Source organism: Halalkalibacter wakoensis JCM 9140 (genome assembly GCF_000513095.1).
GTDB lineage: Bacteria > Bacillota > Bacilli > Bacillales > Bacillaceae_D > Halalkalibacter > Halalkalibacter wakoensis.
The window spans coordinates 59,197-73,284 of sequence record NZ_BAUT01000007.1 but is presented as its reverse complement, the minus strand read 5'-3'; the positions used below and the strand labels follow the sequence as shown (position 1 = coordinate 73,284).

Genomic DNA, 14,088 nt, shown 5'->3' with positions numbered 1-14,088 from the left:
TGCTGCCTCAGTAGTAGGAAAAGGCATGGCTAACTCAGTCTGCTGCCTTGGACTAAAACTCCCTGCAAAACAGATTAGCCTATATTCCATGCTTCTTTTAGTAATTTTACTCCTTTTTCCATTTCGGGTTCACTTAACCCTCCAAATCCAAGCAAGACCATTGGTTGATCTTTAGGATCTTGAGTCGCAAAATAAATGGATGTTGGATATACCTTTACTTTTTTTGTTTTAGCAGCATTAATTAATTCGTTTTCGGTCATTCCGTTATGAACGGATAATAAAATATGCAATCCGGAATCTGCCCCTATGACCACAACATCTTTACAAAGAAAAAAATGGATCATTTCAAGCAATTTCTTTTGTTTTCTTCGGTACGTTGTTCTCATTTTATGTAAATGTCGTTCCCAATGCCCCTCTTTCATAAAATTGAACATGGTCATTTGGTGCAAACGTGAAACCGTTTGCTTGTAAATTGTGTACCGCTCATGATAGATCTGCAAAAGAGAAGGTGGCAACACCATATAGCTTATACGAATGGAAGGAAAAAAAGATTTAGAGAACGTCCCTAAATAGATCACACGCCCAGACGAATCCAAACCTTGTAAAGCGGGAATCGGACGTCCTTTGTAACGAAACTCACCATCATAATCATCCTCAATTATAAACGCTTTCTTTTCTTTTGCCCATTGAATCAGTTCCATTCGCCTATTGATGGGCATCACAATCCCCATAGGAAATTGATGTGAAGGCGTTACATATGTAATGGAAGCATTGCTTTTATTTAATTCTTCCACATTCATTCCATGTTCATCTAGGGAAATAGGAATGGTTGTTACACCTTGATCGTAAAAAACCTCTCTTGTACGATGAAAACCCGGATCTTCAATTGAAAAAATCGATTGTCTCCCTAAGATTAGTATCAACAAACCAAGTAAATATTGCGTTCCTGCACCAATGACAATTTGGTCAGGAACACAACGTACCCCCCGTGATTGGTACAAATAATGAGCTATCTGCTCTCGTAATGAAAACTCCCCTTGGCGATCCCCGTTTATTAATAAGTAATCTTGTTCTTTTGAAAAAGTAGCATTTGCGATCTTTTTCCAAACGTTGTACGGAAATTCTTCAAGAGCAATTTGTCCGTGGCTGAAATCAATTTCATCATCGTTCTCGACATGATTTGAACGGTCCCATACATTCGGTTTTGACTGATGTATTAATAATGAATCTTGAAGTATTTCATTTACATACAGCCCCTTTCTTGGCTTACTTTCCACATACCCTTCCGCAATTAATTGCTCGTATGCCGTTTCAACAGTATGTTGGCTGATGGCCAGATGTCTAGCAAGATTTCTTTTTGAAGGGATCTTTTCTCCCGTTTTCATGTTTCCCTTCTGAATTTCATTTTTGAAATAACTGTAAAGCTGAACATATAAAGGCTCTTTTTTGTTTGTATCTAAAAACGGAGTAATTTCAATCACCAACATCCCCCCTTTATCTGGCATGGTTAATTATAACACTTCTGGATCTTTCCGAAATGCCAAACAACACGTATTGTGTATATATAATTCAAAAGGAGTGATAAATGATGAGGAAAATCACGTACAAATTGAATGAAAAAGTGGATCCCGTCGAACTATCTGCAGTTTTTAGGCAATCGGGGATTAAGAGACCTTTTGACGACATAGAAAGGTTAAAATCAATGATCCATCATTCAGATTTATTCATTACAGCGTGGGACAACCAAACATTAATTGGAGTGGCTAGAGCCATAACCGATTTTAGCTATTGTTGTTATTTATCTGATTTAGCCGTTAAGCAAAATTACCAAAATATAGGTGTCGGTACTGAACTAGTAAGACTTGTTCATGAGCAAATCACAGATGAAGTCGCTCTCATTTTATTATCAGCACCTAATGCAATGGAATACTATCCACGTATCGGGTTTGAACGGATACAAAACGGTTTTATCATTCCCAGAAAACAATAATTGCTTATCTTATAGTAGGGTTAATAGGTATTTCCCGAACGGTTTTTATAAATATGCACCTTAGTGAATGCGAAAAAATCCCGTTTAACGGATTGGTTAAGGTGCACAACGGACAACGTATACACACGTCAAAAAGCCGTTGCTTTCATTTATTAAAGCAACGGCTTTGTTATTCTGAAAAAGCATTATCATATTAGAAACATAGTAATACACACACTATAGCAAAATCCATTATGATAAACATTATTTAGTTGCTTCAAACGTAATCGTTTGATTGGCATTTGTCGGTTCTTTACCGTATTGATAATCACTCGAGATTACGATGTTCTGAAAACCTACTTCTTTTAAAATTAATTTGAACTCATCTATCCCGTACCATCGCAATGGAAATTGCTCTAATTCTGTCTGGATTAAAGCTCCATTTTTCCATTTTTCATACCTTCCAAGAGAGATCGTATACTGATGTAAGTAATCGACTTTTATCGTTTTGCTTTCGTATGTAATCAAATCACCCTGGTTCGTTCTCCATGTTTTCGTTGTTGGTTGTTCTAAGACAAGATCTGTCTGCAAAAACAGATCAATGATTACTCTGCCTCCATCAATCAGGTGCTGATAAAAGTTATTCAATGCTTGAATAGATGCATCTCGTTTATGGAGCAAAAGAAAGGAACCAGTTGGAACGATAATCGCTTCATATTTTGTAGATGATGTAAAAGATTCCATGTTGGCTTTCATAAGAGCCGGTGAGAGCCCCCTATTTTTACAATGCTTTTCACATATAGCTAACATCTCAGGTGAACTATCCACCCCTTCAACGTGAAAACCTTGTTCTAACAACGGAATCAAAATTCTTCCTGTTCCAACTGCCGGTTCTAAAATAGGCCCTGTACAACTTGCTAATCGTTCGATGTAATATTCAACATCTCCAAACGAATGACCTATTGGCTTATCCAAATCATAGACTTCAGCTGACAATGAATGATAAAAATGTGTCATAGCTCACCTCTTAAATTTTATTTTGTTTCCACAACTACATAAAAGCGAAGAGCTAGTAAAAAATATACCTGTCCTTTACTTTGATCAAAAGAGGTGATATACAATGAGTAAACGTTCTAAATCAAAGCGTAATATGATCGAGAGCAAAGATGCTGCTCAACCTAGAAATGGAGAAGAACGCACTACAATTTCAAAGGTCGATGCAGAGTTAGAAGATCATAAAAAGTAAGATAAGGAGTCCCTAACGCAGGGACTCTTTCTAATTAAACATAACCATTATTATGTAAACTAATATCCACTTAAATTTAATTAAGTTCATCATAGTTTCATTTAATTACCATGGCAAGTATTTTTTACTCCCTTCTTTTCTATTTGAAATACGAACATATATTCTGTATAATGAGAAATAAAAATGGTGGTGTGTTTTATATGCTAAATAAAAACGAAGAATTCCTGGCCAGTCAATACATCCACTTACCTTTGGTACGAAAAGTATTAGAACGTGATCTACTTTATTTAAGAAAAGCTAATTTAAAATTTAATGAACCATATATTCAGTTTGTCGAACAAATTATTACCGAAATCGGAAAAGACTTGGGGGCTGTAAAAAAAGAAATGTTCCAAAATGGATTAACCGTATATGAGCAGGGGAAGAGCGGTGAGGTTTATACGTACCTAATAGTATGTCGAGGATACCGTAGCGAGATGCGTTTTTTCCCTCATTTACTAAAGCAATCTGTGGAAGAATATATAAATAAATATTTTTCAGGGATGAAGAAAAATGCGTAAAAAACGGCGCTCTTTCATCAGAGGAAAAGGACATACAATCCATTATTTCACTAAAAATTACGTGAATGTTTTAATTTTTAATAACGGAATGTAAGTCCAATTAATATAAAAACATTTTCTAACTTAAATCCGCTTTCTAACTTCATTTCGTAATGACTCAATCATCTCATCAGACAAATTTGCTGGAAGTGATGTTTCTTCTTCAAACATCCAAGAGTTTATCACTTCAAGATCTGCTTTATTAAAAGTAACACTATATTCTTTGTTATTTTGAAAAAAGTCAGCTGTTACAGCCTCTTCTCCAGCAAATCCATCGTCGATAATCATGTTTCTAATTTCGTAACTCATGACTCTCACTCCTTTTCAAAGTACCTACCATTAGAATTTACTTTGTTCATTTGTTTATACGACTATGGTTTCATGTCGCAAAAAAGATCGAACCTGATTTATTCAGGTTCGATCTAGCTCTTTATTTTATACTCTCAGCAATCTCCAAAAATGCTTCTTTTGTTAAGTCTTCACCACTACCGGCTAATTCAAATAATAAACCGTCTTGTTCCCAACTAAGACTTATAAAGAGCCCCATATCGTAGAGAGTACCTGGTTGACCATTGACGTTTATGTCTTCACCTTCAAACATTGCCTCATTAAAAGAAGGCTCATTTTCTGTTGGAAGAACGGAAAACATGAATCCATTGTCAAAATCCTTTTCATAACTCATCATAACCATTTCCATTGATTCGTCAAATAAACTTTCTGTTAGAACATAGCCTTCTGGAAATTGTTCAACCGTTGGCACCGTAAACGGAGCACGCTTTTGAATTTCCTCAACAGTTAATTCTTCATACGCTCCAAATAATTCGTCGTCCAGTTCAAGATCAAATAATGCTTCATCTTCAGTCACTGCATTTTCCTTGACTTCGTCTGGAATTGCAATTGGTTCTATTTCATTAACATTCGAGATAAGTGCAGTCCCACTCATGGTTACTGGCATCGTAATACCCGATTCTTCAATGACCATATCAGCCTCAAATGTTTGCTTTGTTTGCATAAACGTTGTTTTATCAATATGAAGCTCTAGAAAGAAATCGTTCACTTGAATCGTCTCTAGCATGTCATCAACAGCTGGATCTTCGTTAAAATCAGCCATACCTGAACTAATATAGTTTTCAATTAATACACTATATTCATCTCCCTCACCGGAGATCGTTAACACATATACATCATCTTGCTCTTCCATTGTAAACTCTTCACTAAATTCCAATAACTTGCGCATTTCTTCTTCATTTAATTGATCAAAGTCATCTAGTCCCATCTCACTAGCATCGACTTTAATCCATTCACCAAACATACTCATGTACACGATATCATCAATGGCATATGCTTCAAAGTCCATAGACATGCCAGTCATACCCATTTTCATATTCAAATACATAGCATCAGGATTATGCGTCACATCTCCTGTAACAATCATATTTGTATCCATGCCCATCATTGAAAGAGCCATATCCATTTCAACGGAATAACTATCTAACTCTTTGACTGCCTCAACGGATCTTTTTAGCACTTCAGATTGATCTAAAGGTTCTGTACCACATGCAGCCAATGTGACAAGAGCAGAAAATAGGATAAGAAACAAACTTTTTTTCAACATAAAGTCCCCCTTTTAAATCTATGAAAATAATAACCTAACCATCATACCATAGATTTCCATTTTTTTCTTGTTGTTTGTCGAACTTTCTTTATATCTGAAATTAAAAAGGTGTTTAGCAACTCACTATTGCTAACACACCTTTAAATGACTGAAATAAAGAATATATCACAAGCACAAAAATGATCATTGTAACACCGACTACCAAAACGATCGGTTAATCTTCTTTTTAAATATCTTCAACAATTCTTTTTGAGCGGGAGGTTATTTCAAACAGCAGTTCCTCTTCATCAATTGTTAAAAGCTTGCGATTTTTCATCACCACTTTCCCGTTAATGATAGTCGTATCAACATCAGCCCCATTAGCGCTATAAGCTAACAAAGACAATATCGAATGGACTGGTTGTAGATGTGGTTTGTTTAACTGAACTAAAATAATATCTGCTTTCTTGCCCACCTCTAAAGTTCCGACATTTTCGTCAATATTTAGTAACGTTGCACCATGACGGGTCGCCATTTCTAAGACGTCAAATGCTTGAAGTGTAGTTGGATCTTCAAACCGAAGCTTTTGTAACCATGCAGCTGTTTTAATTTCTTCGAACATGTCAAGAGTGGTGGCACTTCCAGCCCCATCGGTACCTAGAGCAACCGTAATTTTCTCATTTATTAGTTCCATTATAGGTGAGATACCACAACCAAGCTTAAGGTTGCTAATGGGATTATGAGCAACACCACCATTCATTCCTTTTAAATAAGAAATGTCATTAAGGGTAAGATGAACTCCATGAGCTAACAATACATGCGTTTGTTCAAATAGCCCGTTTTCGTATAAATATTGTGTTGGAGTCTGGTTATAAATTTCTTTTATTTTCTTTCCTTCTTCTTTTGTTTCGGCTAGATGAGTGTGAATAGGAATCAACTTCTCTTTTGCGAGGGTAATGACTTCCTGCAGCGACTCTGGTGGACAGGTATACGGTGCGTGTGGTCCAAGCATCGTTGTAATTCTACCTTCAGCCTTACCTGACCAACGTTCAATTAAATCAATCGCTTCAGCTACCCTTTTTCCCCCATCATCGTCTAAAAAACCAACCCTCTCGTGAGTGAAGCTCTCATTCCAACTTCAGTGACCGCTTGTGCGATTTGATCCATCTCAATATACATGTCCGCAAAAGCAGTCGTACCGGATTTAATCATTTCGGCCATTGACAATTTTGATCCCCAATAAATATCTTCTGGAGTCATGTTCGCTTCTGCTGGTAACATCTTCTTTTTGAGCCAATCCATCAATTTCAAATCGTCAGAAAAACCTCGTAATAAACTCATTGGACTATGCTGGTGAGTATTGATAAGCCCTGGCATGGCCACCATCCCGTTTGCCTGAATGACTTCATCTGCCTGAACATGTATATGTTTTCGAATGTCAATAATGCGATCGTCAGCAATCAAGATATCCCCTTCAACTATTTCTTGATTTTGTTTCATTGTCAAAATCATTGCGTTTTTAATGAGTATTTTCATACTTATCCCTCCTAATGAATTCCTCATCTGGAGAATAAGCGTTGACGTTAAGGAAAGGTCAAGAGCTTATTTTTATAGGCACTGCATAAACGATATATACAAGCTCACTCATTTGCTGTACCTTCGTTACATATCCATGATCGTCAAACCAAATTAGCAGCTTAGAAAGATCAGCATAATGTTCCTTTTCTATTTCTTTCCTCACCTGTTCTTGTTTTGTTTGTTTCAACCTTCTCAAGTATTCCTGCCTTTTCTCTTCATGTTCAAACATTACATCAGCAATACAAATTCTTCCATGAGGTTTTAACACTCTTTGCATTTCTTTAAAAACTAATGTTTTTTGTTCGTTTGTTACATGATGAAGAGCATAACTCGTAACAAGAAAATCAAACTGTCGGTCAGCATATGGAATAGCAAGAAAATTCCCTAGTTTTGTTTCGTATTCGGGGTACTTACTTTGACATTGTTTTAACATTTCCTTCGATTGATCTACTCCAGCCATTTGAACCCCTTTTTTCAGAAAATGCCCTGCCAAATTTCCTGTACCCGTGCCAAGATCGATACCCAATTCATGTTGATCTGCTCGCACCCAGTCAACCATTTGTTGCAATGTATGTTCATAGTTTGAATGCTTGTCAAAAGGTGAATGTTTTTCCAAGACAAGTTCATCATGGAAAGAAGCGCGATCGTCAAAGTTCCAGAGATCCTGCCAACTTGCCCGAGCATTTTTTTGCCGTCTCAAGTCTTTCGTTAACTCAAACAAACGGTCCCATTTAATACCTTGTTTGTTTCTTAAGGCTTCTATCATTTCATCTGTAGTGGCAATGCTTTCTTTCAGTTCAAGTATTTGCGCAAACATCAGAGAGCGTTGAAGTTCAAGAGAATACAAAAGATCATCTTTGCCTCCAAGATCAAGGTCCTCTAATATCTGCTTTATTTCATCAATCGGGATATCTATTTCTCTTAGTGAAATAATAGCTTGTAGTCGTTTAGCATCTGCTTCTGAAAATGTTCGATAAAGATTAGTCGGATGTTTTTGAGGAGAAATAAGTCCTTTTTCTTCGTAGAACCTTATAGCTCGTGAAGTAATCCCTAGTTTTTCAGCCATTTCTTTTATTTTCAAATTCTTCATCTTATAACCTCTTAGTCTCTTATTATAAGCTGTTTCATACCTAGATTCCGTAATGCTTCAATCCCACGCTTTGGAAAAAGGTAGTAATAACACACCTTTATTATAAACATTGACGTTACGTCAATGTAAAGCTTATCCGAATAAGTAGAATTAAGACTGGGTTAACGTAGCTAATTTTATGTGATTTTCGAGGTTATAAGTGAGCTCTTTTTTCCCGTAAGACAAATGAGATCATCCAAAAAGTTCATAAACTTGACCTTTTCCAGATAACCTCCATTATGATGAAAACAGCCAATAAGAGGGCACTTACAAAGGTGAAGAACGACCTTTTTAAGTGCCCTCGACAATAGCCCTAATTTACGCAACCATGTAAGTTCAAGTTATATCGAAAGTGCCATAACCATCGCAACGATTGAGATAATTGGAAATGCAGCAACTAGACTCATACCAGTAAAAGTCATAGTTGTTAGCGTCGCTTTTGTTTGAATGGAAACGTCCTGATTCGAAATGGCTTGATTTTTAGCAAGAAAAACATTAATAACACCAAAAAGGAGTGAAATAATGACAATGAGAAGAGCTGGAAGTACCTGTGATAACGACATGGCGCCCTCCATTGATTCCATCAGGATAAAGCCAAGAATGACCAGAACGATCGGAATCACTTCAACCATCACCACACGTACAAAAAATCGTGAATTCTCTTTTTGTAAGCTTTCGGTTGTTACATTTTCATTTTGATCAATCTTTGTTTGAATTTGGACCATTAGTTTTTTAAATTGAATAACAATGCCAATAACAGCAATAACAGTAGCTAAAACAAATAACCATATAGCTGAAGTCATCTATGAATCCTCCTTTCTGTAACATACCATATATTGTAACAAAGAACCGTCGCTTAATGGGAAAAAATAGATAATCTAAAAAAGAAGCTCCTCTACTTACTAGGGAAGCTTCCTTACGATATTAGTTTAACAGTAACATGTCCTTCATATCTTCTTCAGCTGTCGTAATTAGTTTTAAATCGAATGCATCCTGGAGAACTTGTAACACACCAGGTGTGATCCATTCCGGAGGTTTTGGGCCAATTCGTATATCTTTTATTCCTAAACTGAACAATCCTAGCAAAATGGCCACTGCTTTTTGTTCAAACCAAGATAAAACGATACTAACAGGCAGTTCATTTACTTCACAGTCAAATGCATCTGCTAACGCAAGAGCTATTTTTACGGTTGAAACCGAATTGTTGCACTGTCCTAAATCAATGTAACGTGGAATGCCTGTATCTCCAACTGTTCCAAAATCATAATCGTTGAACCTGAATTTCCCACAGGAAGTCGTTAAAATAACCGTATCATTTGGCAATGATGTAGCGAGGTCTCTGTAGTATTTACCACCTGGACCCGGCGCATCACAACCAGCTATGACAAAGAAACGTTGAATCTTTCCAGCTTTTACTGCCGCTACAATTTCTGGAGCAATTCCGATAACAGTATTATGGTGAAATCCAGTTGTTAATACATCCTCACTTTCCATATGAGCTTCTGGTAGGGATAATGCTTTTTCAATTAACGGTGAAAAATCATCATCGATAATTTTCTCTACTCCTTCTAGGCCTGCAATGTCATAGGAAAAGAAGCGATGAGAGTAGCTTCCCTTAATCGGCATAACACAGTTCGTTGTTGCCAGAATCGCTCCAGGGAATTTTTCGAATAAACGTCTTTGATCAAACCAGGCTTTCCCAATGTTTCCTTTTAAGTGAGGATACTTTTTCAATTCAGGATACCCATGAGCCGGAAGCATTTCAGAATGAGTATAAATGTTAATCCCTTTTCCTTCCGTTTGTTTTAACAATTCTTCTAACGCAAACAAATTATGTCCTGTCACAATAATCGCTTTTCCTTCTACCTTGTTTTGGGAAACGGTTACAGGTTCTGGAACCCCTAATTTACTCGTGTGAGCCTGATCAAGAAGTTCCATGACTTTAACTGCCGATGTCCCTACTTTCATAGCCATATCAATATGCTCTTGCATATTAAAGTTAGAGTTTGTTAGCGTCATATATAAAGCCTCGTGTGTCGTTGCATCAACTTCTGGATCAGAAAAACCTAATTGCCTAGCATGGGTCGCATAAGCTGCAATCCCTTTTAAAGCAAAGACTAGCGTATCTTGCAAACTTGCGATGTCTTCGTTCTTACCACAAACTCCAATGACCTGACATCCTCCTGTTGGAGTTTGCTCACATTGATGACAAAACATCTACATCCCCTCCAAATTGGCGATTTATTTGTGTTTCTATAACATGTATTTTATATGTATCTTTTAAGTGTGGCTGTGATCTTTATCACATTTTGGTAAAGGTAGAAAAAAATACAGCTATTGGTTTTCCAATAGCTGTATCGCATTATCTACTTTTCAAGAGTGTTTTAGCTTCTTTTACTGATTCTTCTGATGGCGGTTCAACACCTTCTAACGGATAATCCAGTCCTAATTCCTTCCATTTATAAACACCTAGTTTATGATAAGGAAGCACTTCGACTCTATCCACATTATCTAGCTGATCGATAAACAATCGTAATTTCTTTAAATCACTAACATCATCAGAAATACCTGGTACTAAGACATGTCGCACCCAAATTGGAATTTGTTTATTAGAAAGATATTTTGCAAATGTTAAAATGTGATCGTTTCGTAAACCTGTTAATGCTTGGTGTTTTTCTGAGTCGATCTGTTTAATATCAAGTAACACTAGATCCGTTAATGTTAATAATTTATCTAGTTTTCGTAAAAATTCGGGGTGTTCTTGGAAACAGCCTCCGGATGAATCAATCGTCGTATGGATGCCTAACTCTTTACATCTAGTAAACAATTCAGTAAGAAAATCAAGGTGTAGCAAAGGCTCTCCTCCAGATACCGTAATCCCTCCACCACTGCTCTCAAAGTAAGGCAGATACGATTTTAAATCGTTTATGATTTCCTCAACAGAGATGTCTTTTCCTTCACCAATTTTCCACGTATCTGGATTGTGGCAATATTGACATCGTAACAAACAGCCTTGCATGAAGACTATATAGCGTAATCCCGGACCATCAACGGTCCCACAAGTTTCAATGGAATGAATTTTTCCAATCATGCTAATCCCTCATTTTCCTAGAAAACCAAGGTGACGAGAATGCCCCCAAATAGTTTCTATCATTTTGTTCATCTAAGTTAGGGGCATTCTGTCAATTAAAGTGACTCGTGGAACGTACGGTTAATCACATCGATTTGCTGATCTCGTGTTAATTTAATAAAGTTAACTGCGTAACCAGATACACGAATCGTTAATTGTGGATACTCTTCTGGATGTTCCATCGCATCTAATAACGTATCACGGTTAAATACGTTAATATTTAAGTGATGTCCCCCTTGTTTTGCATACCCGTCTAGAATACCAACTAAATTAGCGGTTTGATCTTCATCTTCTTTTCCTAATGCTTTTGGCACAATGCTGAATGTGTTCGATACGCCGTCGAGCGAGTACTCGTAAGGAATTTTAGCAACAGACGTTAGAGAAGCAAGGGCTCCTTTTTGATCGCGTCCGTGCAATGGATTTGCACCCGGTGCGAATGGTTCACCAGCTTTTCTTCCATCTGGCGTGTTTCCTGTCTTTTTGCCGTATACCACATTACTTGTAATCGTTAGAACAGACATGGTTGGAATTGCATTACGATACGTTTTATGCTTTTTCAACTTATTCATAAACGTTTTCACAAGCGACACCGCAATGTCATCTACACGGTCATCATTGTTGCCGTATTTCGGGTAATCTCCTTCAATTTCATAATCAACAGCAATGCCTTTCTGATCGCGAATTACTTTTACTTTTGCATGTTTAATGGCACTTAAACTATCGGCTGTTACGGATAACCCTGCAATTCCACAAGCCATTGTACGAATGACTTCTTTATCATGTAGCGCCATTTCAATTCTTTCATAACTATATTTATCATGCATGTAGTGAATGATGTTTAACGTGTTCATGTATAGTTCAGCTAACCAATCCATCACTTTATCGAAATTCGCTGCAACTTTGTCATACTCTAAATATTCATCTGTAATAGGGGTTAATGCAGGACCAACCTGTACTTTTAGCTTCTCGTCAATCCCACCATTAATCGCATACAATAACGTTTTGGCTAAGTTGGCACGCGCTCCGAAAAACTGCATTTGTTTTCCGATTTTCATTGCACTCACACAACAAGCAATCCCATAATCATCGCCGTAGCTAGCTCTCATCATGTCATCATTTTCATATTGAATCGAACTTGTTTTAATAGACATATTCGAACAATACTCTTTGAATCCTTTTGGAAGCTGATTGGACCATAAGACAGTTAAGTTTGGTTCTGGTGCTGGCCCCAAGTTATCCAATGTACGTAAGAAACGGAATGAATTTTTCGTAACGAGAGGGCGTCCGTCTACTCCTACACCACCGATTGATTCTGTTACCCACGTTGGATCTCCACTAAATAATTCATTGTAGTCAGGCGTTCTCGCAAATTTCACAAGGCGTAACTTCATAACAAAATGATCAACAAGTTCTTGCGCTTCTATTTCCGTTAACGTTCCTTCTTGTAAGTCACGCTCAATGTAAATATCTAGAAAAGTCGAGACACGCCCTAAACTCATTGCCGCACCATTTTGTTCTTTAATTGCAGCTAAATAGGCAAAGTATAACCATTGAAAGGCTTCTTTTGCTGTTGAAGCTGGCTGTGAAATATCAAAACCATAAGATAAAGCCATTTCTTTTAGCTCATGCAACGATTTGATTTGTTCCGAAAGTTCTTCACGGTCACGTATCACATCTTCTGACATAATTGAACCAGTTGAATTCAATTCTTCTTGTTTTTGTTTAATTAAGAAGTCTACTCCATATAAAGCGACTCTTCTGTAGTCACCTATAATTCTTCCCCGTCCATATGCGTCTGGAAGCCCCGTAACGATTCCTGCTTTACGAGCCATTCTCATTTCAGGAGTATAGGCATCAAAAACGCCTTGGTTATGTGTTTTCCGGTATTTTGTAAAAATTTCATCGACTTCAGAATCTAATTCAAACCCATATGCCTTTAACGAATCAGCGGCCATTCGAATGCCTCCAAATGGCTGCATCGAACGTTTGAATGGAACATCCGTTTGTAACCCTACAATCTGTTCCAAATCTTTGTTTAAATATCCTGGACCGTGGGAAACGATCGTTGAAACAAGCGATGTATCCATATCCAAAACGCCACCGTTTTCCCGTTCTTTCTTTGTTAAGTCCATTATTTGATCCCATAGCTGGCGTGAATTCTCTGTCGCACCAGATAAGAAATCGTCATTTCCTTCATATAAAACATAGTTTCGTTGAATAAAATCTCTTACATCAACATCTGTTTTCCATTTTCCTTGTTTAAACATTCTCCAATAATTCATCTAAGTCACCCTCGCTCTCATCATTTCAAGAGAGAAAACACACACTCTCAAAATGTGAATTTTTTCACAAGGTCAGGTGCATGATGAACAACCTTTTCTATCTCCGTGCACCTAACCAAAAGTAAAACGTATCTTTTATTACCTTACATATATAAGTTTAGTAGATTTCCTCTTTTTACAATGTGATAAAAATCACAATGGTTGAATGAATTAAGTGACAAATTGTTGAACCTTACACAACTAGAAATACTTGATCTCCATTCACTTCAACTTGATATGTCTTCACATGTCCTCTATCAGGCGCTTGAACTTTCCCATCTACTAGTGAAATAATCCAATCATGGATTGGGCAATAAACAAAGTCTCCACTAACAAGTCCATCTGCTAATCTTCCTCCTTTTGGGTGTGGACTTTTGTTCTCGATTGCCCGTATATCTCCATTTGTTAAACGAAAGACTGCGATCTCTTCATGATCTACAACAAAAACTTGCCCAATCTTCACTGGCAACTGATCATACGTACAAAGGTTCACACGAACACCATTAGAAATCATCATCATTT

Annotated in this window: 13 protein-coding genes and 1 pseudogene; 3 read left to right on the top strand and 11 right to left on the bottom strand. The window is 37.1% G+C overall.

What is annotated here, in order from left to right:
• Positions 1-74 precede the first annotated feature (74 nt).
• Positions 75-1,487 (bottom strand): MocR-like pyridoxine biosynthesis transcription factor PdxR, encoded by a 1,413-nt coding sequence (gene pdxR / locus JCM9140_RS05110; RefSeq protein ID WP_439644269.1) that lies wholly within the window; start codon positions 1,485-1,487, stop codon positions 75-77.
• 101 nt (positions 1,488-1,588) lie between these two features.
• On the opposite strand from pdxR, the gene JCM9140_RS05105 reads away from it, so the two are divergent.
• A complete protein-coding gene (locus JCM9140_RS05105) occupies positions 1,589-1,990 on the top strand; it encodes a GNAT family N-acetyltransferase (protein WP_034743236.1) in 402 nt (133 codons plus the stop codon).
• Between the two features lie 243 nt (positions 1,991-2,233).
• On the opposite strand, the gene JCM9140_RS05100 is transcribed toward JCM9140_RS05105, so the two are convergent.
• A complete protein-coding gene (locus JCM9140_RS05100) occupies positions 2,234-2,986 on the bottom strand; it encodes a class I SAM-dependent methyltransferase (protein WP_034743234.1) in 753 nt (250 codons plus the stop codon).
• A gap of 103 nt (positions 2,987-3,089) precedes the next feature.
• Between JCM9140_RS05100 and JCM9140_RS24825 the strand changes: the two genes are divergently transcribed.
• Both JCM9140_RS24825 and JCM9140_RS05095 read left to right on the top strand, forming a co-directional pair.
• A complete protein-coding gene (locus tag JCM9140_RS24825) occupies positions 3,090-3,215 on the top strand; it encodes a hypothetical protein (RefSeq protein WP_268870550.1) in 126 nt (41 codons plus the stop codon).
• Positions 3,216-3,415: 200 nt separating this feature from the next.
• Complete coding sequence (locus JCM9140_RS05095) at positions 3,416-3,775, top strand: YhjD family protein (RefSeq protein ID WP_034743230.1); 360 nt, start codon at positions 3,416-3,418, stop codon at positions 3,773-3,775.
• A 123-nt stretch (positions 3,776-3,898) separates the two neighbouring features.
• Here JCM9140_RS05095 and JCM9140_RS05090 read toward each other — a convergent pair whose 3' ends face one another.
• From JCM9140_RS05090 to nirD, 9 genes and pseudogenes are all read right to left on the bottom strand, one after another.
• A complete protein-coding gene (locus JCM9140_RS05090) occupies positions 3,899-4,123 on the bottom strand; it encodes a hypothetical protein (protein WP_034743228.1) in 225 nt (74 codons plus the stop codon).
• Between the two features lie 121 nt (positions 4,124-4,244).
• Positions 4,245-5,429, bottom strand: coding sequence for a DUF4367 domain-containing protein (locus tag JCM9140_RS05085; RefSeq protein ID WP_034743225.1), 1,185 nt, complete (start codon positions 5,427-5,429; stop codon positions 4,245-4,247).
• A gap of 226 nt (positions 5,430-5,655) precedes the next feature.
• Positions 5,656-6,944: pseudogene (locus tag JCM9140_RS05080) on the bottom strand (amidohydrolase).
• A gap of 58 nt (positions 6,945-7,002) precedes the next feature.
• Positions 7,003-8,076, bottom strand: coding sequence for a MerR family transcriptional regulator (locus JCM9140_RS05075; RefSeq protein WP_235715279.1), 1,074 nt, complete (start codon positions 8,074-8,076; stop codon positions 7,003-7,005).
• A 380-nt stretch (positions 8,077-8,456) separates the two neighbouring features.
• Positions 8,457-8,918: a hypothetical protein gene (locus JCM9140_RS05070; protein WP_034743223.1), complete on the bottom strand. Its 462-nt coding sequence runs from the start codon at positions 8,916-8,918 to the stop codon at positions 8,457-8,459.
• A 121-nt stretch (positions 8,919-9,039) separates the two neighbouring features.
• On the bottom strand, positions 9,040-10,332 hold the full coding sequence (hcp, locus tag JCM9140_RS05065) for a hydroxylamine reductase (protein WP_034743220.1): 1,293 nt from the start codon (positions 10,330-10,332) through the stop codon (positions 9,040-9,042).
• 145 nt (positions 10,333-10,477) lie between these two features.
• Positions 10,478-11,206: a pyruvate formate-lyase-activating protein gene (gene pflA / locus JCM9140_RS05060; RefSeq protein WP_034743217.1), complete on the bottom strand. Its 729-nt coding sequence runs from the start codon at positions 11,204-11,206 to the stop codon at positions 10,478-10,480.
• Positions 11,207-11,301: 95 nt separating this feature from the next.
• The gene (gene pflB, locus JCM9140_RS05055) at positions 11,302-13,527 is read right to left on the bottom strand and encodes a formate C-acetyltransferase (protein WP_034743215.1); all 2,226 of its coding nucleotides are present in this window, start codon (positions 13,525-13,527) and stop codon (positions 11,302-11,304) included.
• Between the two features lie 232 nt (positions 13,528-13,759).
• On the bottom strand, positions 13,760-14,083 hold the full coding sequence (gene nirD / locus JCM9140_RS05050) for a nitrite reductase small subunit NirD (protein ID WP_034743212.1): 324 nt from the start codon (positions 14,081-14,083) through the stop codon (positions 13,760-13,762).
• Positions 14,084-14,088 lie beyond the last annotated feature (5 nt).